Raw genomic sequence first — 23,998 nt, 5'->3', positions numbered from 1 at the left:
CAAGGAAGACCCCATGAGTCGCCCCCAGGCCGTCCCCACCGTGCAGATTTCCAATGAACGCGTCATCGTCACCGAGTGGCGGTTCGCACCCGGCGCGGAAACCGGCTGGCACCGCCACGCGCACGACTATGTGGTCGTCCCCATGACCGGTGGCGAACTGCTGCTGGAAACCCCAGAAGGCCACCGCACGTCGCCATTGACACCGGGACAGTCCTACACGCGCAACGTCGGCGTGGAACACAACGTCATCAACCCCACGCAACACGAAGTCGTGTTCGTGGAAATCGAAATGCGCTGAACGCCTGCCGTCGCCCCACCACCCGACCAGATTCATCCGGCGGACCTGAAGCCCCATGGCGGACGCCGCCGAAGCCCCATCACCATGCCATCCCCACGCCTTTTTCTGCTGGCCCTCGCACTCCCCGTGATGGCATCGGCCCAGACGGCACCCCTGGTGGTCGCCAATTTCGGCGGCGCCAACGGCAAGGCCCAGGAAGTCGCGTTCCTCAAACCCTTTGCCCGTGAATCGAACTCGGCCGCCCAGGGCGTGGAGTACGACGGCGACCTCGGCGCGGTGCGCAAGATGGTGCAGGCCAGGAAGCCCACCTGGGACGTGGTCGAGGTGGAGTCGTCGGAACTGACCGTGGGCTGCAAGGAAGGTCTGTTCGAGCCCTTCGACAAGGCCCAGGTCAAGAACGCGTCGATGCTCATGCCCGGCAGCGTGCAGGCCTGCGGTGTCGGCGCTTTCGTCTGGTCGACCGTGCTGGCCTACAACAGCGCGACGCTGAAGACCGCACCGACCGGCTGGGTCGATTTCTGGGACGTCAAGAGATTTCCGGGCAAGCGCGGCATGCGCAAGGGCGCCCGCTACAACCTCGAATTCGCGTTGATGGCCGACGGTGTGCACCGCCGCGACGTCTACGCCACGCTGGGCACCGAGGCCGGCCTGCAGCGTGCGCTCAACAAGTTGCAGCAGCTCAAGCCCCACATCGTCTGGTGGGAATCGGGCTCACAACCGCCCAAGGCGCTGGCCAGCGGCGAATGGGTCATGAGCACGGCCTACAACGGGCGCATCTCGGCCGCCGTGGCCGACGGTGCTGATGGCCTGACCATCGCCTGGAACGACGCGATCTACGACCTCGACTACTGGGCCATCGTCAAGGGCTCGCCCCGTGCCGACCGGGCGCGCGCCTTCGTGAACTTCGCGACGTCGGACCCGGCGCAACTGGCCTTCTCGCGCGAGATCACCTACGGCCCGACCAACTACAACGCGATCCTCGCTTACGACACCGGCCGCAAGCGAGTGCTCGACGACAAGCACCTGATCGACCTGTCGATGGCGCCCAGCGACCTGCCCTCGGCCCCCGGCAACCTGCGTCGCTCGCTGGCTTTCAGCCCATCATACTGGGTGAGCAACGGTGCGCAGATCGAAAAGAAGCTGGCCGAGCTGCTGAAGTGAATCCCGATCCAGACCCCGCGAAGCCGGAGGCGCCGCATCACCCTCCGGCCGCAATTGTTTAATAAGTTAAATAAAATTCCTCCCAACCCATCCAAGGAGACCCTATGGACATGAAGACTTCCCCCCTGGCCCTGCTCAAGGACCCGACCCTGCTGAAAACCGACGCGCTGATCAACGGCGAGTGGGTCAAGGGCAGCAGCCGCTTTGACGTGCTCGACCCGGCCACCGGCCAGAAGCTGGCCGATGTGGCCAACCTCGGCCCGGCCGATGCCGAAAAGGCCATTGCCGCCGCCAACGCCGCGTGGGCCGGCTGGAAAACCAAGACCGCCAAGGAGCGCAGCATCATTCTGCGCAAGTGGTACGACCTGTTGATGGCCAACCAGGACGACCTGGGCCGCATCATGACCGCCGAGCAGGGCAAGCCCCTGCCGGAAGCCAAGGGCGAAGTCGCCTACGGCGCCAGCTTCGTCGAGTGGTTCGCCGAAGAGGCCAAGCGCGTCAACGGCGAGACCCTGCCGCAGTTCGACAACAACCGACGCCTGATGGTGCTCAAGCAGCCGATCGGCGTCTGCGCGGCCATCACGCCCTGGAACTTCCCGCTGGCCATGATCACGCGCAAGGTCGCGCCCGCGCTGGCGGCCGGCTGCCCGGTGATCATCAAGCCCGCCGAACTCACGCCGCTGACCGCGCTGGCCGCGGCCGAGCTGGCCATCCGCGCCGGCATCCCGGCCGGCGTGCTCAACATGATCACCGCCGATGCGTCCAACTCCATCGCCGTGGGCAAGGTCATCTGCGCCTCCGACGTGGTGCGCCACATCAGCTTCACCGGCTCCACCGAAGTCGGCCGCATCCTGATGGCGCAGAGCGCGCCCACGGTGAAAAAGATGTCGCTGGAACTCGGCGGCAACGCGCCCTTCATCGTGTTCAACGACGCCGACATCGACTCGGCGGTCGAAGGTGCGTTCGCCAGCAAGTACCGCAACGCCGGCCAGACCTGCGTCTGCTCCAACCGCCTCTATGTGCAAGAAGGCGTGTACGACGAGTTCGTCGCCAAGTTCGCCGCCAAGGTCAAGACCGCCAAGGTCGGCAACGGTTTTGAAGACGGCGTGAACCAGGGTCCGCTGATCGAGGAAGCTGCGCTGGAGAAGGTGCAGCGCCACGTGGACGACGCCCGCGCCAAGGGTGGCCGGGTTCTGGTCGGCGGCAACCGCCTGAGCGGCCAGTTCTTCGAACCCACCGTGGTGGCCGACGCCACCTCAGACATGCTCTGCGCCCGCGAGGAAACCTTCGGCCCCTTCGCGCCGGTGTTCAAGTTCAAGACCGAGCAGGAAGCGATTGACGCCGCGAACAACACCGAGTTCGGCCTCGCCAGCTATTTCTACAGCCGCGACATCGGCCGCATCTACCGCGTGGCCGAAGCGCTGGAATACGGCATGGTCGGCATCAACGTCGGCATCCTGGCCACCGAACACGTGCCGTTCGGCGGCGTGAAGCAATCGGGCCTGGGCCGCGAGGGCTCGCACCACGGCATGGACGACTACGTCGAGATCAAGTACCTCTGCCTGGGCGACATCCAGAAATAGAACGCTCCCCCTGCGCCGCTGACGCGGTTTCCCCCTCTCTTGCGCCTTCGGCTGGGAGGGGGACAGCGCCTTGGGCCGGCGGAGCCGGACCCTTGTCGCTTCTGGGCGGAGGCGCTTCCGTTCGCGGTGATGCGCGCTCCGGAGTCGATCGGTCACAGAGGGGAGATCGGTATCTCCGGCGCCGTTCAGTTCACCACCTGCCAGCTGCCATCGGGTTGCCGGCAGGCCCGGCCATACACGTCGTCGGGACGTCCACCCACCACCGCCCGCATCGTGTATTCGCGACAGGGTGCGCCCGCCGACTCATAGGTGCGTGTGGGCGTCACGGTGTACTGGTTGCGGGTATCGGGGTTGACCCACTGGGTCGGCTGGCCCGTGCTGGAGGTTTCCAGGGCATAGGCCGTGCGCCGCCGGTCGTTGTCGTCCATGGAACGCCCGACGTTGGCGCCGATGTTGGCGCCGATCAGGGCGCCCACAATCGTGGCCGCCGTGCGCCCCCGCCCACCACCCACCTGCGACCCCAGGGCGCCGCCGAGCACGCCGCCAATGACCGTGCCACCGGTCTCTTTCGGACCACCCGTTGCGCCGCATCCGACGAGCGCCGCTGTGAGCGCGCCAACGAGAACCATTTGTGCAGGGAAACGCATATGCAACTCCTTGAAAGATCTGTGAGATAGACGCCTGATCGGTCATCGAGGCGGTCTGCGCGGGTGTTCCCGGGAACACAAACAGCCGCTCAAACCGGCACCACGCCCGTGCGTGATTGTTCGAACCGATATCGCGGGCGTAGTTCAACCCCCGGCGGATCAGCCGAGGCGCGCCGTGTTCATGTCCTGGGCCGGGGCCCTGTTCCTGAATGAGCGAAAATCCGGGTTGTCACAAAACTTTCACATCACTGTAAAGAGGCTGCCATCCATGGCAGCCTCTTTGCGCATTCGCCCCCCTATTCATGATCTCCATGCTCGGAAGCCTCGAACCCTGGCTCCTCATCAGCCTGCTGGTGGCCCTGCTGTTCGTTCTCGCCTTTGAATTCATCAACGGATTCCACGACACCGCCAACGCGGTGGCAACCGTGATCTACACCCGGGCCATGCCACCCTCGGTGGCGGTCTTTTCTTCCGGCGTGTTCAACTTCCTCGGCGTGCTGCTGGGTGGCGTGGGCGTGGCTTACGCCATCGTGCACCTCCTGCCGGTCGAGTTGCTGATCGACGTGGACTCCGGCCGGGGCCTGGCCATGGTGTTCTCGCTGCTGACCGCAGCCATCGCCTGGAACCTGGGGACCTGGTTCCTCGGCATTCCCGCGTCCAGTTCACACACCCTCATCGGCTCCATCCTGGGTGTGGGCATGGCCAATGCCCTGATCACAGACATCGAGCTGTCGCAAGGCGTGAACTGGCAGAAGGCGATCGACATCGCGATTTCGCTGGTCCTGTCGCCCCTGGCGGGTTTCCTGGTGGCGGGCCTGATCCTGGTGGTACTGAAATGGTGGAAACCGCGATCGACCATGCACAAGACGCCCGAAAAGCGGATGGAAGACGTGGGCAAGAAACACCCCCCTTTCTGGAGCCGCATGGTACTGGTGCTCTCGGCGCTGGGCGTGAGCTTTGTGCACGGCTCCAACGACGGACAGAAGGGCATCGGCCTGATCATGCTGGTGCTGATCGGCATCGTGCCTTCCTATTTCGTGCTCGACCTGAGCAGCAGCAAATACGAGATCGACCGCACGCGGGACGCCGCCGTGTACCTCAGCGATTTTTACCAGCGCAACAACGCCACGCTGTCCACGTACCTTGCGCTGGGCAAGGCGAACGGCAGCGAACTGCCCGCGAAATTCCGCTGCGACCCGCACCAGACCGAAATCACCATCGCCGCACTGCAGCGCGGTCTGGTTGGCGTGACCAGTTACACCACCCTTGCCCCCCGTACCCGCGTGGACATCCGCCGCTACATCCTGTGCCTGGACGACACGGCTCGCAAGGTGTCCCGCCTGGCCTACCTGCCCGCGGAAGAAAAGCGCGATCTCGCGCGCCTGCGCAAGGACCTCACCGCGTCCACCGAATACGCCCCTTTCTGGGTGGTGATTGCGGTGGCCCTTGCGCTGGGCATCGGCACCATGATCGGCTGGAAACGTGTGGTCAAGACCGTGGGTGAAAAGATCGGCAAGCAGGGCATGACCTACTCCCAGGGCATGAGCGCGCAGGTGACCGCCGCCATGGCCATCGGCATGGCCAACGTGTTCTCGCTACCGGTATCGACCACCCACGTGCTCTCGTCCGGCGTGGCCGGCACCATGGTGGCCAACCGCAGTGGCCTGCAAAGCAAGACCATCAGCAGCATCCTGATTGCGTGGGTCCTGACACTGCCGGTGTCCATGGCGCTGGCCGCCGGCCTGTACTGGATGGCCCATCGCGTCTTCATCGCCTGAGCCACCCGCCATCGCTTACACTCCTAGGCCTCGCGGGTGTAGTTCAATGGCAGAACGGCAGCTTCCCAAGCTTCATACGAGGGTTCGATTCCCTTCACCCGCTCCAGAACAATGAAACGAGGCCCCCAGCGGGCCTCGTTTCACGTCTGCGCAGGACTGCGCTGGGCGGAAAAGAGGAAGGTACCGACCCCTCATCCGCCAACGAACGACGACCCCACCCCGAGCAACGCGAGCACCCCCAGCACCGCGAAGATCAGCGCCGCCAAGACGTGCACCGCCTTGATGGGCACGCGCCGCGTGAGGGCGTCCCCGAAGAACACCACCGGCGCGTTGGCCAGCATCATCCCCAGGGTGGTGCCAGCGACCACGGCCACCAGCGGCGCGTACTGGGCGCCCAGGGCCACGGTGGCGATCTGGGTCTTGTCGCCCATCTCGGCCAGGAAGAACGTCCAGGTGGTGGTGGCGAACACGCCGAACTGCCGCTGGGGCATGGCGTCGTCATCGTCGAGCTTGTCGGGGATCAGCATCCAGCCGGCCATGGCGATGAAGGACAGACCGAGCACCCAGCGCATCACGTTCGGACCCACCGTGGCCATGACCCAGGCGCCCGCCGCGCCGGCCAGGGCGTGGTTGAGCAGCGTGGCCGCGAGGATGCCCCAGAGGATGGGCCAGGGGCGCCTGAAACGCGCGGCCAGCACCAGCGACAGCAGCTGGGTCTTGTCGCCCATTTCGGCCAGGGCGACGATTCCGGTGGAAAGGAGGAAGGCGTCCAAAACAATGCTCCAGGGGCCGGAAAACCAAAAGACCGCACAGCAGCCCCGGCCCTTCCGGAGACTGTGCGGTCAAAGGTCTTGCCAGGCTTGAAGCTGTCGGCGCCATGGCCATGGGGGCCAAGTGTGTTGACGCGGACCTCTGCGTGGTGCAGAGCGGCTACTCCCCGATGACGGGTGAGGCGCGAGTATAGACGACGGGTGGCTGGCGACCGGACGCCGGACGGCGCGCGGCCACCGCCGTGTCAGATCAAGGGGACACCGGTCTTGGACTGCAGGAACTCGCGGCTCACGTCCGGCGCCAGTTCCACCACCTTCAGGCCTTCGGGCGTCACGTCCATCACGGCCAGGTCGGTGATGATGCGGTTGACCACGCCCTTGCCCGTCAGCGGCAGGGTGCACTGGGGCAGGATCTTCAGGTCTTCGCTGCCGTCTTTCTTCTTCGCGACGTGCTCCATCAGCACGATCACGCGCTTGACGCCGGCCACCAGGTCCATGGCGCCGCCCATGCCCTTGACCATCTTGCCGGGAATCATCCAGTTGGCCAGATCGCCCTTGTCCGTCACCTGCATGGCGCCCAGGATGGACAGGTTGATCTTGCCGCCGCGGATCATGGCGAACGACTGGTCGCTGCCGAAAATGGCCGACCCTTTCATCGTGGTCACGGTCTGTTTGCCGGCGTTGATCAGGTCCGGGTCCACCTCGTCCTCGTACGGAAACGGGCCGATGCCCAGCATGCCGTTCTCGCTCTGCAGCCACACCTCCACGTGGTCGGGCACGTGGTTGGCCACCAGCGTCGGGATGCCGATGCCGAGGTTCACGTAAAAGCCGTCCTGCAGCTCCTGCGCCGCACGCGCGGCCATCTGGTCTTGGGTCCAAGGCATTTCAAATCTCCTTTAGTCGGTTGGGGACAGAGCTGGCCGCTTCGCGTCTGCGGTCTGTCCCACAAGGTATTACTTCCTATCGCGGGTGGTGCGCTTCTCGATGCGCTTTTCCGGGTTGGCGTTGAGCACGATGCGGTGCACGTAGATGCCGGGCAGGTGCACGTCGTCGGGGGCGATCTCGCCGGTGGCCACGATGCGCTCCACCTCCACGATGCAGATCTTGCCGGCGGTGGCGGCCGCGGGGTTGAAATTGCGCGCCGTCATGTTGAAGCGCAAGTTGCCGGACATGTCGGCCACATCGGCTTTCACCAGCGACACCTCGGGCAGCAGCGAGCGCTCCATCACGTAGGTCTCGCCGTCGAACTCGCGCAGCTCCTTGCCCTCGGCGACCAGCGTACCCACGCCGGTCTTGGTGAAGAAGGCGGGAATGCCGGCGCCACCGGCGCGCAGCTTCTCGGCCAGCGTGCCCTGCGGCGTGAATTCGAGTTCGAGCTCACCGGCCAGGTACTGGCGCTCGAACTCCTTGTTTTCGCCCACATAGGACGAGATCATTTTCTTGATCTGTCGCGTCTCCAGCAGCTTGCCCAAGCCGAAGCCATCCACGCCGGCGTTGTTGGAAATGGCGGTCAGGTTTTTCACGCCGGAATCGCGCAGCGCGTCGATCAGCGCCTCGGGGATGCCGCACAGGCCAAAACCGCCCACGGCGATGAGCTGGCCGTCGGCCACCACGCCCTTGAGGGCTTCGGCTGCGCTCGGGTAAATCTTGTTCACGTCGGTTGCTCCAGTGGTTGAACAGGGGTGACTGCAACGATACTACGTAACAACATACGTAGTTTGACCTAATGACTAACCCGAACACCGACCTCTCCGGCATCGACTACCGCCTCGCCTTCGATCTGGCGCCGCTCGGGCTGGTGCTCTCGCGTCAGCGCACGATTGTGGACTGCAACCAGGCCCTGTGCGAGATGTTTGGCGCCACCCGCGAGCAACTCATCGGACAGAGTTTCCAGGTGCTCTACCCCAGTGCCGACGAGTACGAGCGCACCGGTGCACGCATCGCACCGATCCTCGGGCGCAGCGGCAGCTACGCCGACGACCGCATCATGAAACGCGTGGACGGCCGCCTCAAGGGCGAAACCTTCTGGTGCCACGTCACCGGCCGGGCCCTGCGCCGCGAAGCGCCGCACGAGGCCGGCATCTGGAGCTTTGAGGACCTGAGTTCCCGCCGCGCGGTCAAGGCCGAACTGACCGGGCGCGAACGCGAGGTGGCCGCCTTTCTGATGGATGGTCTGACCAGCAAGGAGATCGGCAAGGTGCTGGGCATCAGCCACCGCACGGTCGAGATCTACCGCGCGCGGCTGATGCGCAAATACCAGGCACACAGCACACCGGATCTGGTGCACCGCTTGCTGGCGGGCTGAGTCACCGATGGCTATTTCTTCTGGGGGGCCTTCCCCGGCTTGGGCTCGGCGGTCGGCTTGGCCACGACAGGCACCATCGGCGCAACGGGGGCATTGAGCGTCTGCAGCCGGGCAATGGCATCACCGACCGACATCGAGTCCGTGTTCCAGAACTCGCTCACGGCCGCACGCATGGCCTTTTGCTGTGCCGTCGACAGCGCCATGCCGTGTGCCACCGAAGGCACCAAGGTGCCCGCCTTGGCCGTTGCCGCGAAGTCAACATTGGAGCGCTTCGCACATTCGTCAAACTTGTCCATGTTCAGGTTCAGATGCACCGGGATAGAGCCTTTGCGCAGGTTGAACCGCTCCTGGAAGTCTTTGCCCATCAGCAAATAGGCCAGATAGCCCTGGGCCTTTTGAGCCTCCCAGCTCTTGAGCTGGAACATGGCAAAGGAATCGACGTTGAAGGTGTAGGCATTGGCCGTGCCGGGCGCGGGCGTGCAGGTGAAGTCTTTGCCCGGCTGCTGTTTAGCGGCCAGGAACTCGCCCTTGGCCCAGTCTCCCATGAACTGGAATCCGGCCTTGCCTTTGATCACCATGTCGGTCGCGACGTTCCAGTCGCGACCGGGTGCCTTGTCATCGACATAGGTCTTGAGGCGGCGAAAGGTTTCCAGGGTCTTTTTCATCGCGTCGCTGGCGATGGCGGTCTTGTCCAGTTTGAGCAGCGCCTTGTCGTAGAACTCAGGCCCACCAACACCCAGCGCCACGGTCTCGAACACCGTGAAGTCCTGCCAGTCCTGTCCGCCATGGGCCAAGGGAACAAGACCCGCACCACGGATCTTGTCGGCGGCGGCAAAAAATTCGTCCCAGGTCCGGGGCATGGCCGTGACCCCGGCCTTTTTCAGCACCGCCGAGTTGGCCCACAGCCAGTTGACACGGTGCACATTGACCGGCACCGCCACATAGTGGCCCTTGTGCTTCATCTGGTCGGCCACCACCTTGGGCAGAACGTCATCCCATTTGTCAAACAGCGCCATGGAATCCAGACTGGTCAGCGCGTTCAGCTCGGCCCATTCCTGAATCGCAGGCCCCTTGATCAGGGCGGCGGCCGGTGCCCGGCCTTCGAGCACGCGCTGCTTCAGGGTCTCCATGGCGTTTTCACCAGCGCCGCCCACCACGGAAAAGTCTTTCCAGGAATGGCCCCGTGCGGTCATCGTGGCCTTGAGTTCCTGCACCGACTGGGCCTCGCCGCCCGAGGTCCAGTAGTGCAGAACCTCGACCTCTCCGGCTTGAATACAGGTGCTGCCCAGCAGGGTCATCCCAGCAGCAACCAGGCCGCGCAATTGATTTTTATGAAGCATGGGGGAATGGAAACATTGTGGAAACCATGCATAGTATCCATGTCCATGCAAGGGTTTCTACCAAGAAACCCTGCCAAATGGCAAAACCCGCAGGCTTCAATGCATACGATTGCATCGGTTTTTGCACCACCAGCCAGACCGCAGCCGCCTGGCCCGCCTTGCGCGGACATGGCAAGGCGGCGCCGGCAACCACCCGACGGCTCACTGCGGCTGGAAGCCGCTGTCCTTGATGATCTTGGCCCACACCTTCGCGTAGCTGCGCTCGCGCGCGGCGAGTTGTTCGGAGCTCATGTAGCCCACGGTCAGGCCCATGGCGGTGAGCCGGTCTTTCACCTCGGGCACGGCAATCGCCCTCTGGATCGCGGCGCCCAGCTTGTCCAGCGTCGCCTTGGGGGTGCCCGCGGGCGCGAACACGCCGTAGTACGGCACCTCTTCAAAGCCCGTCAGCCCGAGTTCGGCAAAGGTCGGTACCTCGGGCATGGCGGCCTGGCGCTGCGTGCCCATGACGGCAACCACGCGCAGCTTGCCGGCCCTGTGGTTCTCGATGAAGTCGGGGATGGAGGCCACACCGGCCGGAATCTGGTTGCCCAGCATGTCGCCCATCATGGGCGCGCTGCCCCGGTACGGCGCGGCCACGAGGTCCAGCTGGTTCTTCTTCGCGATCTCCTGCACCAGAAACTGCGGCACCGAACCGGGCGCGGGAATGCCCACCGTGCCCTTGCCGCCGCCCTGCTGGCGCACCCAGTCGGCATAGCCTTTGAGCGAGGTGGCGGGTGTGCCGGCCGACAGGGCGATGGCGTTCACGAAGGTGGCGAAACCGGCCACTGGCACGAAGTCTTTCGCCGAGTCGTAGCCCGGGTTCTTCGTCACCATGGGCAGGATGGTGATGCTGTGGTCGTGGCTGAGGAACAGGGTGTGACCATCGGGCGCCGCGGCCTTGAGCGCCTGCGCGGCGAGCTGGCCGCCCGCACCGGGCTTGTTGTCCACCACCACCGGTGCGCCCAGGTCGGCCTGCAGGCGCTCGGCGAGGATGCGGGCGATCGCGTCGGTGCCGCCACCGGCTGGAAAGCCGACCATGATCCGGGTGGATTGCGTCTGGGCCGCGGCCAGACCCACCCCCAGGGTGGCGCCGATGGCGAGCGCGCAACGCAGGGTATGGGCGATGAAATGCCGGCGAAAGCTGTGCATGAAAACTCCTGACAAAGGTTGTGGAAGAAACGGGATCGGTTCAGGGCGCAGGCGCATCGACCACCTCGGCCGCGCTGCGAAACGCGTCGACCGCGGTGGGCACGCCGCAATACACCGCGGCGTGCAGCAACACCTCCTGGATTTCCTGCACGGTCGCGCCGTTGTTGAGCGCACCGCGCACATGGCCCTTGAGTTCGTGCTGCTTGCCCAGCGCCGTCAGCATGGCCACGGTGATGAGGCTGCGCGTCTTGCGGTCCAGCCCCTCGCGCTGCCAGACGTCGCCCCAGGCGGCGCGCGAGATGTGGTCCTGCATGGGCTGGGTGAACGGGGTGGCGCCGGCCAGCGCGCGGTCCACGAACGCATCGCCCATGACCTCGCGGCGGGTGGCCAGGCCACGGTGGTATTGCTCGTCCTGCATGGGGTGCTCCAGGGTTGGGTGGATGACGGGTGCCAAGGATAAACTTCCTGGCAAACACCGACCTGACCCGGAGACAACCCATGAGCAGCACCCCGCCACGTTATCCCCTGCCCGACCTCAACACCCTGCCCGAGGACCTCAAGGCCAAGATCCTGGAGGTGCAGGAAAAGGCCGGCTTCGTGCCCAACGTGTTTCTCGCCCTGGCCCGGCGCCCGGCCGAATGGCGCGCCTTCTTCGCCTACCACGACGCGCTCATGGCGCCCGAAACCGTGGGCCGAGAGAGTGGTCTCACCAAGGGCGACCGCGAGATGATCGTCACCACCACCAGCGCGGCCAACCACTGCCTGTACTGCGTGGTGGCGCACGGCGCGATCCTGCGCATCTACGAGAAAAAGCCGCTGGTGGCCGACCAGGTGGCGGTGAACCACCGCAAGGCCGACATCACGCCGCGCCAGCGCGCCATGCTCGACTTCGCGATGAAGGTCTGCCTGGCCTCGCATGAGATCGAGGACGCCGACTTCGAGGCCCTGCACGCCCACGGCTTCAGCGACGAAGACGCCTGGGACATCGCCGCCATCACCGCCTTCTTCGGCCTGTCCAACCGCATGGCCAGCTTCAGCGGCATGGTGCCCAACCCCGAGTTCTACCTGATGGGGCGGGTGCCGAAGGGGAAATGACCCCTCGTCAGCCGCTCAGACCAGATGGGCCCGCATGTGCTCGGGCATGGGGGTCGATTTCTGCTGCGGGAAGTTGACCCACACGGTGGTGGCGCCACCGGCGGCGTACACCGTCTCGGGGTCGTCGGCACGGCTGAGCGTGCACCAGCTCTCGAAACTGCTGCGCCCCGCGTCGCTCACGTACAGGGTCGCGATCACCTCGCCTGGGAATTCGAGCTGTTTGTAGAAGTTGCAGAAGGCGTTGACGATCACCGGGCCCTCGCCTTTCGGGTCGGGCTCGCAACCGATGAAGCGCATCCATTCGATGCGCACGATCTCCAGGTAGCGGAAATAGACCGTGTTGTTCACATGCCCCATGGCGTCCATGTCGCCCCAGCGGATCGGCAGGGTCATGCTGAACACACGTTTCTTCTGTGCGGGGAGTTCGAGTTTCATGTGGGGTACGACAGCTATCGGTGAGCGTTGATCGAAGCCAGGATGCCCAGCAGGAACAGCACACAGGCTGCCCATTGAAGGGGGGCGGGCCAGTGCCCGCTCCAGACGAAGGTGTACAGCAGGCCGAACACGGTTTCGCTCACGATGAGCTGGCCGGCCAGGCTCGGGCTCAGGCGCCGGCTGGCCATGTTCCACAACACGGCGGCGACCCAGGCCGAGCCGATGCCGGTGACCGCGCACACGGCCACGAAACGCCAGACCCCCGGCTGGGCCGTCATGCCGGCCCAGCCCGATCCCCACAAGGCCCAAAGCCCCAATGCGCCCACGCCCGCGGCCACGCCCAGCCAGTTGGCCCAGTCGGTCGAATTCACTTCCGGGTGGCGGCGCAACCAGGCCGCGTTGAGCAGGCCAAAGGCGGTCCAACTCGCCATGGCGCCAACGGCGTACAGAATCCCGCGCCACAGGTGCGCGCCGCCGGCGTCCGCGGCGGTGTCGCCCGTGACCCGCATCATGAGCAGCATGCCCAGCCCGGTCAGCAGCAGCCCGGGCACCAATGCGCTCCAGCGCAGCGCGTGCGGCTTGCCCAGCACCATGACCCACAGCGGGATCGTGCCGATGATGAGCACCGGCAAGGCCGCGCCCGCGTCGGCGATGGCCAGCACGAGCAACAGGTAATAACCGGTGTAGCCCAGCACGCTCAGGCCCAGTGCCGCCCCGGCCTGCCGCAGCGTGGGCACGCGCGGCACCGGCCCGCCGGCGGCGCGGTGCACATGCCCCATCGCCAGCAACAGCACCGAGAACAGGCCGCAGGCCACGAAGCGGCCCACGGTGAAGTCCACCGAACTGAAGCCCTCGACCATCAGCGGAGCAATGAAGGTCATGCCCCAGAAAGCGCCCGCGCCCAGCCCCGCGAGAATGCCCGTCACCATGCCGGGCGGCCAGACCGAGGGCCGCACCGCGTCAACCGACGTCAAGCCTCAGACCCCAAAGCCGTCGTCCGCCGCGATCACCGCGCCGTTGATAAAATGGCTCTCGTTGGCGCACAGCATCATCAGCACCGCATCCAGATCGGCGGGCTGGCCCACGCGTTTGCGCGGCAGCATGTTGATGAGCTTCTGGCCCTGTTCGGTCTGCCAGTGGTGGTGGTTGATCTCGGTGTCGATGTAACCCGGGCAGATCGCGTTCACGTTGATGCCGAAACGCCCCCACTCCATGGCCATCGCCTTGGTCATGTGCACCACGGAGGCCTTACTCATGCAGTACACGCCGATCTGCGGCAGCACCTTGAGCCCGGCCATCGACGCGATGTTGACAATGCGCCCGCCCACATAGGTACCGGGTGCCGCGCCGTTGGCGCGCGCCAGCATGCGCTTGCCCACTTCCTGCGCCACGAAGAAGGCGCCCTTGGTGTTGGTGTCGAAGACGAAGTCGTAGTCTTCCTCGCGCACGTCCTGCAGACGCTGCGTGGTGCTCACGCCCGAGTTGTTGATCAGGATGTCGATGGCGCCGACTTCGGTTTCCGCGTGCGCGATCGCCGCCTTGATGGACGCGATGTCGGTCACGTCCAGCGCCACCACATGGGCGTCGCCGCCCTCGGCCTCGATGTGCGCACGCAGCGCCATGAGGCGGTCGGTGCGGCGGCCGGCCAGCACCACGGCCGCGCCCGCGTGGGCCAGCGTCTTGGCGAACTGCTCGCCCAGTCCACCCGACGCGCCGGTGATGAGGGCCACTCGGCCCGACAAATCGATCTGGTAGGTCACGGGATAATCTCCGGGCTGGTGCAAATTAGCACGATCGTTCGATTTTCTGGCGCTGCAGCATAGAATGCTGTCCGCCCGATGACATGCACGCACGCACCGCGTGGGTGAAGATCACCAGAACCATTATCCGCGAGACCCCCCATGACCTCTGAAGAAATCCTTGCCCAGTTTGGCCCGCGCGAAGCCATGGAATACGACGTGGTGATCGTCGGCGGCGGCCCGGCCGGCCTCGCGACCGCCATCCGCCTGAAACAGCTGGCCGCCGAAAAAGGCAGCGAGTGCAACGTCTGCGTGCTGGAGAAAGGCTCCGAGCCCGGCGCGCACATCCTCAGCGGTGCGGTCATGGACCCCAAGGCCATCACCGAACTGTTTCCGAACTGGAAGGAACTCGGCGCCCCGCTGAACCAGCCCGTGACCGGTGACGACCTGCTGGTGCTCAGTGAAACCGGTGCCACCCGCACGCCCGACTGGCTGATGCCGCGCAACTTCGACAACCACGGCTGCTACGTGATCAGCCTGGGCGCGGTCACCAAGTGGCTCGGTGAGCAGGCCGAGGCCTTGGGCGTGGAAATCTTCCCCGGCTTCGCCGCGGCCGAAGTGCTCTACAACGACGACGGTTCCGTCAAGGGCGTGGCCACGGGCAACCTGGGCGTGGGCAAGGACGGCGAACCGATGGACAGCTTCCAGATCGGCATGGAGCTGCACGCCAAGTACACCGTGTTCGCCGAAGGCGCCCGCGGCCACCTGGGCAAACAGCTGATCGCCAAATACAAACTCGACGAAGGCAAGGACGCGCAGACCTTCGCCATCGGCATCAAGGAACTCTGGGAAGTGCCGGCCGACAAGGCCAAGCCCGGTCTGGTGGTGCACACCGCCGGATGGCCGCTGGCCGACGACACCTTTGGCGGCGGCTTCCTGTACCACCTTGAAGGCAACAAGGTCACGCTCGGTTATGTGATCGGACTGGACTATCAGAACCCCTGGCTCTCTCCGTTTGAAGAGATGCAGCGCTGGAAGACCCATCCCAGCATCAAGGCCCACATCGAAGGCGGCAAGCGCCTGGGCTACGGCGCCCGCGCGCTGAACAACGGCACACCCCAGGCCCTGCCCAAGACGGTGTTCCCGGGCGGCGCCCTGGTGGGTTGCGACGCCGGTTTCCTGAACGCCGCGCGCATCAAGGGCAGCCACGCGGCCATCAAGAGCGGCATGCTGTGTGCCGAGGCCGCGTTCGAAGCCGTGGCCGCCGGCCGCAGCAGCGACGAACTCACGGCCTTTCCCGAAGGCTTCCAGAAGAGCTGGCTGTTTGAGGAACTGTGGACCTACCGCAACTTCAAGAACTGGTTCAAGAAGAGCCCGCTGGTGGGCAAGCTCATGACCGGCATCGAACACTGGTTCCTGCCCAAGGTGGGCGTGAGCGTGCCGCCCTGGACGCTGCACAACACCACCCCGGACCACACCAAGCTGCGCCCAGCCGCCGAGATGCCGCAGATCAGCTACCCCAAGCCCGACGGCGTGATCACCTTCGACCGGCTCTCCAGCGTGTTCGTCTCCAACACCAACCACGAAGAGCAGCAGCCGGCGCACCTGACGCTGAAAGACGCCTCGGTGCCGGTGGCGATCAACCTGGCCAAGTACGCCGGCCCCGAGAGCCGCTACTGCCCGGCCGGCGTGTACGAGTTCGTGAACAAGGACGGCGCCGACCAACTGGTGATCAACGCGCAGAACTGCGTGCACTGCAAGACCTGCGACATCAAAGACCCGACGCAGAACATCGTCTGGGTCACGCCCGAAGGCGGCGGCGGGCCGAACTACGCGGGCATGTGAGCCCGCGCACAATCCGCTCTCTTCAGGGCCACCAGCCGGTGGCCTTTTTCTTTTCCGCTGCGGTGCGAACGGGGTTGTACGAAAAGTTACGTGGGCGATATAGTCCGACCACGTTCCGGATGGACTCTGCATGAACTCCGCCACCCTGTACCGCCACCGCTGGTTGATGATCCGCCTGCCGGTGGCCCTGGTGGCGGCAGCCTTGGCCGGGCTGGCCTGGATCTGGCTGTACCCCATGCCCGAGACCCGGCTCACCATCAGCAGCGGCCAGCCCGACGGGGCCTACCGGCTCTTCGCCGATCGTTATGCCCAGGCCTTTGCCCGCCACGGCATCGCGCTGACCATCGAAACCTCGGACGGCTCGCAACAGAATCTGGAACGTCTGCGTCACAGCCCCGCGCAGGCGGATCTGGCCTTCGTGCAAGGGGGGTTCGGCTGGTCGTCCCAGCCCGGGCAGCCTGAGCGCTTGGGTGGGGTGCAGACCCTGGCCAGTGTGGATATCGAGGGTCTGTGGCTGTTCAGCCGGGACTCGGCGCTCACTTCGCTGGAGGGGCTGGCGGGCCTGCAGGTGGCGGCCGGGCCGCAGGGCAGCGGGCACCGTGTGCTGTTTCAACGCCTGCTCTCGCAACAACGCATCGGCCTGGACGAAGTTCGCTGGTCCGCTCTGAGCGGCGCGGCCGCGCGCGATGCCCTGGTCCGCCACGAGGTGGACGCGGTGTTCATGGTCGCATCGTCCCAGGCGCCTGGGGTGCTGGCCCTGCTGACCACGCCCGGCGTCCACCTGGCCATGCTGCAGCGCACTGCGGCGCTCTCCGAGCGCAACGGCTTTCTCGAAACCCGCCTGCTGCCCCAGGACGGGCTGGGGCGGAACCTGCCCGCGGCCGACACCCCCCTGCTGACCACCCCCACGCACCTGCTGGCCCGGGAAGACCTGAACCCCGCCCTCAAGCGCATGGCGACCGCCGTGGCCATGGAGGTGCATGGGCAGGCCGGCCCGTTTCACCGGGCGGGCGACTTCCCCAACCTGCGGCGCAGCGACTTTCCCGCCGCGGCCCAGGCCCGGCAGGTGCTCGGCGGCGGCCTGAACCGGCTCGAACGCCTGCTGCCCTTCTGGTGGGCCCAGGTGGTGCAGCGGCTGTTGGTGATCTGCGTCCCGCTGCTGCTGGTGGCCGGCCTGCTGTTCCTGTTCATTCCAGCCTTGCTGCGCGTGCGGCTGGAGAGCCGGATGACGCGCTGGTACGGTGAACTGCGCTTCATCGAGCACGACCTGGCCCACCACAACGTCGACATCGGCGGAATCGAACTCAGCCGCATCAACGCCCGCCTCAAAAAGATGGAGGCGGCCATCGCCGCCATGCCATTGCCCAAGGAGCTGGCCCAGCGCTGGCACACCCTGCTCCAGCATGTGGACTTCGTCCGCAGGCGCATGCGGAGCTACCGGGGCCGATGAGACTGCCCCTGCTCTACCGCCGACGCTGGTGGCTGCTGTACCTGCCGATCACAGCGGGGAGCGTGCTGCTGATGGTGCTGGCCACCTTGTTTGTCAGGCCCCTGCCGCCCCAGCGCGTGGTGATCGGCACCGGGCCGGCCCAGAGCAGCTACCTGCGCGTGGCGCGCCTGTACGCCGAGCGGCTGGAGCGCATGGGGATCGCCGTCGACATCGTGGCCCACCCCCGCCCCCAGGACCCGCTGCAGCGCATGGCCGAAGGCGACACAGTGATCGACGTCACGTTTGCCCAGGGCTTGTACGCGCCCACGGCGCCCCAGGTGATGGCGCTGTCGGTGATCGGGCACGAGATCGTCTGGGTGGTCGCGCGCGAGGGCATCGACCGGCTCGATCAGCTCAGGGGCCAACGCATTGCCGCATCGGTCCCCGGTGCCTCCAACCGCATGGCCGCCGAGTTGCTGCTGGCCCACGCGCGGATCACCCCGGGTGAAGTGAGCTTCGTGCCCGCCGTCGGCGACGACGCGGTGGCGGCCCTGGCCGAGGGCCGGGTGGACGCCGTGGTCCATGTGGCCTCGGGCGACTCGCACACCGCGGCCACGTTGGCCCGGCTGGACAAGGTCCACCTGCTGCCCGTCGAACGGGCCGGCGCTCTGGCCACCCGGGTGCCCACGCTGCGGGCGGTGGTCATGCCCCAGGGATCCATCGAGCTGCGCAGCAACCTGCCCGCGGCGGACCTGCCGACCATGGTGACGCTGACGCACCTGCTGGTGCGCCCCGACCTGCACCCGGCCCTGCAACGCGCCCTGCTCAACGTGGCCGGCGAACTGCACGCCATGGCCGGTTTCCTGGAAGGACAGGGCCAGTACCCCAGCACCATTGGCAACGATTTCCCGGTTTCCCCCGTGGCCCTGCGCAGCCGGTACGGCAAACAACCCTGGCTGGAGACGCTGCTGCCCTACCGCACCGCCCAGTGGGCCGAACTGATCCTGTTCGTCTATGTCCCGCTGGGCTTGTTGACCATGGTGCTGCTGCTGCGCGCGCCCCGCTACATCGAATGGCGCGTGGACGCGGCGTTGCAGTACTTCTACGGCCAGCTCAAGTTTCTGGAAGAAGACCTGTCTCGGGCCCCGCCGACCGACCCCGTGGCCCACCGCGAAGTGCTCACCCGCCTGGACGCACTGGACAAACAGGTGGCCCAGATCGATCTGCCCGACCGCTACGCGGACCGCTGGTACACCCTGCGCGAACACCTGGGCGCGGCGCGTGAGCGGCTGCAGAGCCTGCGCCAGGACGGTGGACAATCCCTCCCCTCGGAGGCCACCGCCCCATGACCCACGCCACGCCATGCCCACCACCCGCCTCGACCCCGCCCTGATCCACCAGCTCGACGCGCTCGCCAACGGTCCGCGCCGCCTGCTGGGTATCGTGGGGGCCCCCGGCTCTGGCAAATCCACCCTGGCCACGCTGCTGGCCGATCACCTGGGCGACCGGGCCCAGGCCGTTCCCATGGACGGCTACCACCTGGCGCAGGTGGAACTGGAGCGCCTGGGCCGCGCCCAGCGCAAGGGCGCGCCCGACACCTTTGACGCCGCCGGTTACGCCGCCCTGCTGCGGCGCCTGCGCGACCAGGCGCCGCACGACGTGGTCTACGCGCCCGACTTCCGGCGCGAGATCGAAGAACCCGTGGCCGGCGCCCTGCCGGTGTTCGCCCGCACGCCACTGATCATCACCGAGGGCAACTACCTGCTGCTGGACGACGACCCGGCCTGGCTGCCGGTGGCCGACCTGCTCGACGAAGTCTGGTACCTGCACGTGGACGCCGCCCTGCGGCTGGAGCGCCTGAGACGCCGGCACGAGCAGTTCGGCCGAACCCGGGAACAGGCGCTGGCCTGGATCGAGAGCACCGACGAGCCCAACGCCCGCCGGATCGAGGCCTGCCGCAGCCGGGCGCAGCGGCAGGTGGTCTGGAACCCGGTTTCGGGCTGTTACGAATTCCGCCCAATCTGAGGCCCATACAGGGGATTGCGGCAACCAGCGTTGCACCAGAGCAACTGGCGCCGCACAAACCCTCCACAAAGAGGGAGAACGCTTCCCAAAGGCACGTGGTACCGCTCGGTCCGGTCTTTTGGTGACATTGGTCACACTAAAATCACAATCGCAAGACTTTGTCAACGCACGTCGTGAAGACCGACGGCAGCACAAGGCACCAGGCGTCCTGTCACACGCCCCACAAACCCCGCCCGCTGTATGCCCGCAGACCGAATCGCCTCTTTCCGAACCCTGTCACTGGGCGGTTCGGTCGTCCGCACGTTGCTGGTGCTTCTGCTGGGTCTGGCGACCTACATCGCCCTGGCCCACCTTCACCAGAGCCTGGACGTCGACTTCGAGATGCGGGTCGATCACAGCGGCCCGGTCGAGATCTACTACGACGTACCGGGCAGCCACTTCGACCCCCGCTTGCGCGAAACCCGCAGAGCCGCCCAGGACAGCTGGCAACGCTATTCGATTGCCATCCGCGGCTACCGGGCGATCCAGGAAGTTCGCATCGACCCCTTGACCCAGCCGGGCCGGTTCGAGATCAGTGAGGTCAGGTTGTCGAGCCGCTGGGCCGAACGGCGGCTTCAGGGTGAGGCGCTGCGGGCAGCGCTTCACCCCAACGCGGAAGTGAAGGCACTGGACACCACGCCACAAGGCATCAGCTTCCAGAGCACCGGTGCCGATCCCTTCCTCAGCGTCAAGATCCCCAAAGCCTTCTTCCAGCCGGATCTTGGCGTCGTGATCCCCCGTGGGCTGCTGTGGGGCCTGAAGATCGCGGCGGTCTGGCTGCTGCTGGAGGTGCTGGTCAGCCATCTGGCCCGCCGCCAGCCGGCCCTCTATGCCCGGGTCCGACGCTCCTTCGTTCACGGCTGGGCCCTGCCCCTGCTGCTTTGTGCCGGCCTGACCTACCACAGCGAACGCAACATCACCGACAGCCCCGTGCTCGGCGACGGCATCCAGAACCTGCTGATCGCCACCAATCTGTACAAACACGGCGTGTTCTCGCACGAAGGGGGTGCCAACCCCCAGCCCACCAACTTCCGCGAACCCCTGCCGCCCATGGTGGCCTACGCCTACCTGGCGCTCTTCGCGCCCAACCACAGCGAGCACCTGGGGTTCGGCCATTTCCGGGCCGGTGAGCTGACCCGCTTCGTGAAGATGAGCAACCTGATCTGGGTGTTCACCGGGCTGCTCGGGGTGTGGCTGCTCACGCGCCGGCTCACGCACAGCATCGCCGCCACCCTGGCGGCCACCTTGTTGACCTATGTGTTCTTCTTCAACGCCCGCGAGTACATCGACACCTTCTACACCGAGCTGACCACGGCCACGGCGATCGTCTGGGGTTCGTACCTGCTGTACCGCGGCGTGAAAGACCAGAAGATCGGCTACTTCCTGGCCGGTGGCGCCGCCATGGGGCTGCTTGCGCTCACCAAGGCCTCGTCGCTCTACATCAACCTGGTCGCCTTGCTGTTGCTGGTGGCCGTCATGCTGTTTGCGCGCCAGCGCATGCAGGTCTCGGTGGGCCGGATCGCCACCTGGGGGCTGGCCATGGGCCTGGGGCTGGCGGTGGTCGTGGCGCCCTGGATGGTCCGCAACCACCTGCAGTTCGACAGCATGCGCATCTCGGACCGCGGGGGTCTCATCCTGCACGGCCGGGCCACGCTCAACAACATGACCAACGACGAAGTCATTGGCCTGATCTACGAGAAGAGCCCCACCATCTACCGAAAACTCGTTGACGGCACGCGGTTCGGCCAGACGGACCGCGACGAGTTCGAGCGTGGCGGGCGCTGGCAACGGCTCAACCGGGGACTGTCCAGCTTCTGGAAATCGGACATCGAGGCCATTCGCGCGGGCCGTCCGGACCTCGCCGTGAGCTTCCACGCCGAAGCCGGCGCGAGGTACACCATCCTGCTCAACCAGCTCAGGGTACAGGGCAACCATTACCCAGAGGAGGTGGTCGACGGCCAACGGCGCGATGAAGCGATCCGCATGCTCAAGGAGCGTCCGGTGCGCCACCTGTTCATGACCCTGCCCTTTTTCTGGCACGGTTTCTGGGGCCTGAAAAAGGTCGAGATTCCGCTCGTAAGCCTGGCGACGCAGGACACCATCGTGGAGGTGCTGAACCTGCTGGCCGGTCTGGCGCTGTTGACGGCGTTCTTCGTGGGAATGCTGCGGCGGCGGCCCGACCTGCTGGCCCTGACCGTGCTGCCGTTCGGCCTGATGTCCTTTTATGCCTTTGTGTCCCACAACATCCCGCGCTACATGTCGCCGGCCCACCCCATCATGCTGATCCTGCTGGTGGCGGTGGTGGCGGCGCTCCTGAACGCGCAGCTCTCGCGCCGCCCCAGCCCCGTGGTGGCCGCGGCCTGAGGTAAACTCCGCCGGTCAGGAGAGCGTGCCCGCACAGGGCGCCGCCGAAGGCGCAGGAGACCGGGCCGCATATCGCGGGAAGGTCCTGAACGCTCAGGCAAAAGGACTGGCAACCACCGCTTTCACGGGCGGTGTCCCCCACTGGAGAGAGGCCGCCCCCCGAGGCGGTCCACCGAAGGAGCAAGTGCGGCATCGTCCGCGCGAATCTCTCAGGTAAAGCGGACAGAGGGGCAGCGCACGGATGCACCGTGTTGACCCTCTGCCCAGAGGCCTGCCCCCCAATGAACGCCCGAGCGTTCCGGAAAGCCCGCCGTGTCCCACAGCTCCGCCAGTACCGACCTGCTCCAGACCCCGCTGCACGCCCTGCACCTCGAACTCGGTGCCCGCATGGTGCCCTTTGCCGGCTACAGCATGCCGGTGCAGTACCCCGCCGGCCTGATGGCCGAACACCACCACACCCGCAACGCCGCTGGCCTGTTCGACGTCTCGCACATGGGCCAGCTCACGCTCAGCGGCCCCGACGCCGCCGCCGCGTTCGAGTCGCTCATGCCGGTGGACGTGATCGACCTGCCCGTGGGCAAGCAGCGCTACGGCCTGCTGCTGACCGACGAAGGCGGCATCATCGACGACCTGATGTTCGTCAACCGGGGCTCGGACATCTTCGTGATCGTCAACGGCGCCTGCAAGCACGGCGACCTGGCCCACATCGCCCTGCGCATTGGCCAACGCTGCACCGTCACCCCACAATTCGACCGCGCCCTGCTCGCCCTGCAGGGCCCGCAGGCCGTGACCGCGCTGCAGCGCCTGCTGCCCGGCGTGGAAAAACTGGTGTTCATGACCGGCGCCGCCTTCACCTGGAACGGCGCCGACCTGTTCGTCACCCGCAGCGGCTACACCGGCGAAGACGGTTGCGAAATCTCCTTGCCCGCGGCCAGCGCCGAAGCCTTTGCCCGAGCCCTGCTGGCCCAGCCTGAAGTCAAACCCATCGGCCTGGGCGCGCGCAATTCGCTGCGCCTCGAAGCCGGCCTGTGCCTCTATGGCAACGACATCGACACCACGACCACGCCGGTCGAGGCGGCGCTGAACTGGGCGATGCAGAAGGTGCGCCGCACCGGGGGTGCCCGCGCCGGCGGTTTCCCGGGCGCGGCCCGTGTGCTCGGCCAGCTCGACGGCAGCGAAGCCCTGACGCGCAAGCGTGTGGGCCTGGTCGCGCTGGAGCGCGTGCCCGTGCGCGAGCACGTGGAACTGCAGAGCCCGGCCGGCGTGAAGATCGGCGAAGTCACCAGCGGCCTGCTCGGCCCGACGGCCGACAAGCCCGTGGCCATCGGCTACGTCGCACCCGAGTTCGCCGCCGTCGGCACCCGTGTGAACGCGCTCGTGCGCGGCAAGGCCGTGCCGATGGAGGTCGCGCCCATGCCCTTCGTTCCCAATAGATACTTCCGCGGCTGAGCCGCCCCATTTCAACTTTCTTCACCGGAGCCCACCATGACCACCAAATACACCGAAGACCACGAATGGATCAGCGTTGACGGCGACATCGCCACCGTCGGCATCACCCACCACGCGCAGGACGCGCTGGGCGACGTGGTGTTCGTGGACCTGCCCGAAGTGGGCAAGACCCTGGCCCAGAAGGACGTGGCCGGCGTGGTCGAGTCCGTCAAGGCCGCGGCCGATGTGTACATGCCCGTGAGCGGCGTCATCACCGAAGTGAACGAGGCCCTGCGCGCCGACCCGGCCCTGGCCAACAGCGACCCGCTGGGCGCCGGCTGGTTCTTCAAGGCCAAGCTGTCGGACGCTTCGCAGCTTGACGCCCTGCTCGACGAAACCGCTTACGCCGCTTTCGCCGCTTGAGCTTGACCCACCCCTGCCGCGCTGCGCGCGTCCCCCTCAAGGGGGCGGCGCTGGCGGCCCGGCGAAGCCGGTTCCGCGGCGCCCTTGAATCGGGGCACTTCGCTCG

General features: G+C 66.3%; 23 protein-coding genes, 1 tRNA gene and 3 riboswitches. Of the genes, 14 read left to right on the top strand and 10 right to left on the bottom strand.

The genetic code is table 11. The features are described from left to right. The first annotated feature begins 13 nt into the window (after positions 1 to 13). The 3 genes from KIH07_RS13425 to KIH07_RS13415 all read left to right on the top strand — a co-directional run bounded on the left by KIH07_RS13425 (position 14) and on the right by KIH07_RS13415 (position 3,042). Positions 14 to 298: a cupin domain-containing protein gene (locus KIH07_RS13425; RefSeq protein ID WP_226492448.1), complete on the top strand. Its 285-nt coding sequence runs from the start codon at positions 14 to 16 to the stop codon at positions 296 to 298. 84 nt (positions 299 to 382) lie between these two features. Then, complete coding sequence (locus KIH07_RS13420) at positions 383 to 1,459, top strand: ABC transporter substrate-binding protein (protein WP_226492447.1); 1,077 nt, start codon at positions 383 to 385, stop codon at positions 1,457 to 1,459. Positions 1,460 to 1,563: 104 nt separating this feature from the next. Then, complete coding sequence (locus KIH07_RS13415; protein ID WP_319004806.1) at positions 1,564 to 3,042, top strand: NAD-dependent succinate-semialdehyde dehydrogenase; 1,479 nt, start codon at positions 1,564 to 1,566, stop codon at positions 3,040 to 3,042. A gap of 185 nt (positions 3,043 to 3,227) precedes the next feature. Here KIH07_RS13415 and KIH07_RS13410 read toward each other — a convergent pair whose 3' ends face one another. Beyond that, positions 3,228 to 3,689: an RT0821/Lpp0805 family surface protein gene (locus KIH07_RS13410; protein ID WP_226492445.1), complete on the bottom strand. Its 462-nt coding sequence runs from the start codon at positions 3,687 to 3,689 to the stop codon at positions 3,228 to 3,230. Between the two features lie 302 nt (positions 3,690 to 3,991). On the opposite strand from KIH07_RS13410, the gene KIH07_RS13405 reads away from it, so the two are divergent. Continuing rightward, entirely contained in the window at positions 3,992 to 5,467 is a 1,476-nt protein-coding gene (locus KIH07_RS13405) for an inorganic phosphate transporter (protein ID WP_226492444.1), read from the top strand. 32 nt (positions 5,468 to 5,499) lie between these two features. Next, positions 5,500 to 5,573: transfer RNA gene (locus KIH07_RS13400), tRNA-Gly, on the top strand. A gap of 85 nt (positions 5,574 to 5,658) precedes the next feature. On the opposite strand, the gene KIH07_RS13395 is transcribed toward KIH07_RS13400, so the two are convergent. From KIH07_RS13395 to KIH07_RS13385, 3 genes are all read right to left on the bottom strand, one after another. After that, positions 5,659 to 6,240, bottom strand: a complete 582-nt coding sequence (locus KIH07_RS13395) for a TMEM165/GDT1 family protein (RefSeq protein WP_226492443.1) — start codon at positions 6,238 to 6,240, stop codon at positions 5,659 to 5,661. A 6-nt stretch (positions 6,241 to 6,246) separates the two neighbouring features. Beyond that, a riboswitch (yybP-ykoY riboswitch) is annotated at positions 6,247 to 6,418 on the bottom strand. A gap of 64 nt (positions 6,419 to 6,482) precedes the next feature. Beyond that, positions 6,483 to 7,121, bottom strand: a complete 639-nt coding sequence (locus tag KIH07_RS13390) for a CoA transferase subunit B (RefSeq protein ID WP_226492442.1) — start codon at positions 7,119 to 7,121, stop codon at positions 6,483 to 6,485. A gap of 69 nt (positions 7,122 to 7,190) precedes the next feature. After that, positions 7,191 to 7,892: a CoA transferase subunit A gene (locus KIH07_RS13385; RefSeq protein ID WP_226492441.1), complete on the bottom strand. Its 702-nt coding sequence runs from the start codon at positions 7,890 to 7,892 to the stop codon at positions 7,191 to 7,193. A gap of 71 nt (positions 7,893 to 7,963) precedes the next feature. Here KIH07_RS13385 and KIH07_RS13380 point away from each other — a divergent pair, with 71 nt between their 5' ends. Then, positions 7,964 to 8,542, top strand: a complete 579-nt coding sequence (locus KIH07_RS13380; protein WP_226492440.1) for a LuxR C-terminal-related transcriptional regulator — start codon at positions 7,964 to 7,966, stop codon at positions 8,540 to 8,542. A gap of 11 nt (positions 8,543 to 8,553) precedes the next feature. On the opposite strand, the gene KIH07_RS13375 is transcribed toward KIH07_RS13380, so the two are convergent. The 3 genes from KIH07_RS13375 to pcaC form a co-directional block, all read right to left on the bottom strand. Further along, on the bottom strand, positions 8,554 to 9,840 hold the full coding sequence (locus KIH07_RS13375; RefSeq protein ID WP_226492439.1) for an ABC transporter substrate-binding protein: 1,287 nt from the start codon (positions 9,838 to 9,840) through the stop codon (positions 8,554 to 8,556). A gap of 243 nt (positions 9,841 to 10,083) precedes the next feature. Beyond that, positions 10,084 to 11,070: a Bug family tripartite tricarboxylate transporter substrate binding protein gene (locus KIH07_RS13370; RefSeq protein WP_226492438.1), complete on the bottom strand. Its 987-nt coding sequence runs from the start codon at positions 11,068 to 11,070 to the stop codon at positions 10,084 to 10,086. 40 nt (positions 11,071 to 11,110) lie between these two features. Continuing rightward, complete coding sequence (gene pcaC / locus KIH07_RS13365) at positions 11,111 to 11,488, bottom strand: 4-carboxymuconolactone decarboxylase (protein WP_226494704.1); 378 nt, start codon at positions 11,486 to 11,488, stop codon at positions 11,111 to 11,113. Positions 11,489 to 11,568: 80 nt separating this feature from the next. On the opposite strand from pcaC, the gene KIH07_RS13360 reads away from it, so the two are divergent. Beyond that, a complete protein-coding gene (locus KIH07_RS13360; protein WP_226492437.1) occupies positions 11,569 to 12,165 on the top strand; it encodes a peroxidase-related enzyme in 597 nt (198 codons plus the stop codon). Between the two features lie 15 nt (positions 12,166 to 12,180). Here the strand turns inward: KIH07_RS13360 and KIH07_RS13355 are convergent, their stop codons facing one another. The 3 genes from KIH07_RS13355 to KIH07_RS13345 are packed head-to-tail and all read right to left on the bottom strand — an operon-like array spanning position 12,181 to position 14,360. After that, positions 12,181 to 12,600, bottom strand: coding sequence for an acyl-CoA thioesterase (locus KIH07_RS13355; RefSeq protein WP_226492436.1), 420 nt, complete (start codon positions 12,598 to 12,600; stop codon positions 12,181 to 12,183). Positions 12,601 to 12,614: 14 nt separating this feature from the next. Further along, positions 12,615 to 13,574 carry a DMT family transporter gene (locus KIH07_RS13350; RefSeq protein WP_319004804.1) on the bottom strand — a complete coding sequence of 320 codons (960 nt, stop codon included), beginning with the start codon at positions 13,572 to 13,574 and terminating at the stop codon, positions 12,615 to 12,617. A gap of 3 nt (positions 13,575 to 13,577) precedes the next feature. Continuing rightward, positions 13,578 to 14,360: an SDR family oxidoreductase gene (locus KIH07_RS13345; protein ID WP_226492435.1), complete on the bottom strand. Its 783-nt coding sequence runs from the start codon at positions 14,358 to 14,360 to the stop codon at positions 13,578 to 13,580. A gap of 141 nt (positions 14,361 to 14,501) precedes the next feature. On the opposite strand from KIH07_RS13345, the gene KIH07_RS13340 reads away from it, so the two are divergent. The 7 genes from KIH07_RS13340 to gcvH all read left to right on the top strand — a co-directional run bounded on the left by KIH07_RS13340 (position 14,502) and on the right by gcvH (position 23,892). After that, positions 14,502 to 16,184 carry an electron transfer flavoprotein-ubiquinone oxidoreductase gene (locus tag KIH07_RS13340; RefSeq protein ID WP_226492434.1) on the top strand — a complete coding sequence of 561 codons (1,683 nt, stop codon included), beginning with the start codon at positions 14,502 to 14,504 and terminating at the stop codon, positions 16,182 to 16,184. Between the two features lie 130 nt (positions 16,185 to 16,314). After that, positions 16,315 to 17,634: a TAXI family TRAP transporter solute-binding subunit gene (locus KIH07_RS13335; RefSeq protein ID WP_226492433.1), complete on the top strand. Its 1,320-nt coding sequence runs from the start codon at positions 16,315 to 16,317 to the stop codon at positions 17,632 to 17,634. Beyond that, positions 17,631 to 18,962, top strand: coding sequence for an ABC transporter substrate-binding protein (locus tag KIH07_RS25370; protein ID WP_264181838.1), 1,332 nt, complete (start codon positions 17,631 to 17,633; stop codon positions 18,960 to 18,962). The genes KIH07_RS13335 and KIH07_RS25370 overlap by 4 nt, the downstream gene beginning before the upstream one ends. A gap of 13 nt (positions 18,963 to 18,975) precedes the next feature. Further along, entirely contained in the window at positions 18,976 to 19,638 is a 663-nt protein-coding gene (locus tag KIH07_RS13325) for a nucleoside/nucleotide kinase family protein (protein ID WP_226492432.1), read from the top strand. A 240-nt stretch (positions 19,639 to 19,878) separates the two neighbouring features. Continuing rightward, positions 19,879 to 22,041 carry a glycosyltransferase family 39 protein gene (locus tag KIH07_RS13320; RefSeq protein WP_226492431.1) on the top strand — a complete coding sequence of 721 codons (2,163 nt, stop codon included), beginning with the start codon at positions 19,879 to 19,881 and terminating at the stop codon, positions 22,039 to 22,041. Positions 22,042 to 22,047: 6 nt separating this feature from the next. Continuing rightward, a riboswitch (glycine riboswitch) is annotated at positions 22,048 to 22,160 on the top strand. 12 nt (positions 22,161 to 22,172) lie between these two features. Further along, positions 22,173 to 22,277: riboswitch (glycine riboswitch) on the top strand. Positions 22,278 to 22,353: 76 nt separating this feature from the next. After that, positions 22,354 to 23,490 carry a glycine cleavage system aminomethyltransferase GcvT gene (gene gcvT / locus KIH07_RS13315; RefSeq protein WP_226492430.1) on the top strand — a complete coding sequence of 379 codons (1,137 nt, stop codon included), beginning with the start codon at positions 22,354 to 22,356 and terminating at the stop codon, positions 23,488 to 23,490. 36 nt (positions 23,491 to 23,526) lie between these two features. Continuing rightward, positions 23,527 to 23,892, top strand: a complete 366-nt coding sequence (gene gcvH / locus KIH07_RS13310) for a glycine cleavage system protein GcvH (RefSeq protein WP_226492429.1) — start codon at positions 23,527 to 23,529, stop codon at positions 23,890 to 23,892. The last annotated feature ends 106 nt before the right edge of the window (positions 23,893 to 23,998 follow it).

This window comes from Hydrogenophaga taeniospiralis (assembly GCF_020510445.1).
GTDB lineage: Bacteria > Pseudomonadota > Gammaproteobacteria > Burkholderiales > Burkholderiaceae_C > Hydrogenophaga.
This window is presented reverse-complemented; position numbering and strand designations above follow the sequence as displayed.

Coding starts and splice junctions, on each gene's coding strand:
- KIH07_RS13425 (WP_226492448.1), top strand. CDS start 14: ATGAGTCGCCCCCAGGCCGTCCCCACCGTGCAGATTTCCAATGAACGC.
- KIH07_RS13420 (WP_226492447.1), top strand. CDS start 383: ATGCCATCCCCACGCCTTTTTCTGCTGGCCCTCGCACTCCCCGTGATG.
- KIH07_RS13415 (WP_319004806.1), top strand. CDS start 1,564: ATGGACATGAAGACTTCCCCCCTGGCCCTGCTCAAGGACCCGACCCTG.
- KIH07_RS13410 (WP_226492445.1), bottom strand. CDS start 3,689: ATGCGTTTCCCTGCACAAATGGTTCTCGTTGGCGCGCTCACAGCGGCG.
- KIH07_RS13405 (WP_226492444.1), top strand. CDS start 3,992: ATGATCTCCATGCTCGGAAGCCTCGAACCCTGGCTCCTCATCAGCCTG.
- KIH07_RS13390 (WP_226492442.1), bottom strand. CDS start 7,121: ATGCCTTGGACCCAAGACCAGATGGCCGCGCGTGCGGCGCAGGAGCTG.
- KIH07_RS13380 (WP_226492440.1), top strand. CDS start 7,964: ATGACTAACCCGAACACCGACCTCTCCGGCATCGACTACCGCCTCGCC.
- KIH07_RS13375 (WP_226492439.1), bottom strand. CDS start 9,840: ATGACCCTGCTGGGCAGCACCTGTATTCAAGCCGGAGAGGTCGAGGTT.
- KIH07_RS13370 (WP_226492438.1), bottom strand. CDS start 11,070: ATGCACAGCTTTCGCCGGCATTTCATCGCCCATACCCTGCGTTGCGCG.
- pcaC (WP_226494704.1), bottom strand. CDS start 11,488: ATGCAGGACGAGCAATACCACCGTGGCCTGGCCACCCGCCGCGAGGTC.
- KIH07_RS13360 (WP_226492437.1), top strand. CDS start 11,569: ATGAGCAGCACCCCGCCACGTTATCCCCTGCCCGACCTCAACACCCTG.
- KIH07_RS13355 (WP_226492436.1), bottom strand. CDS start 12,600: ATGAAACTCGAACTCCCCGCACAGAAGAAACGTGTGTTCAGCATGACC.
- KIH07_RS13340 (WP_226492434.1), top strand. CDS start 14,502: ATGACCTCTGAAGAAATCCTTGCCCAGTTTGGCCCGCGCGAAGCCATG.
- KIH07_RS13335 (WP_226492433.1), top strand. CDS start 16,315: ATGAACTCCGCCACCCTGTACCGCCACCGCTGGTTGATGATCCGCCTG.
- KIH07_RS25370 (WP_264181838.1), top strand. CDS start 17,631: ATGAGACTGCCCCTGCTCTACCGCCGACGCTGGTGGCTGCTGTACCTG.
- KIH07_RS13325 (WP_226492432.1), top strand. CDS start 18,976: ATGCCCACCACCCGCCTCGACCCCGCCCTGATCCACCAGCTCGACGCG.
- KIH07_RS13320 (WP_226492431.1), top strand. CDS start 19,879: ATGCCCGCAGACCGAATCGCCTCTTTCCGAACCCTGTCACTGGGCGGT.
- gcvH (WP_226492429.1), top strand. CDS start 23,527: ATGACCACCAAATACACCGAAGACCACGAATGGATCAGCGTTGACGGC.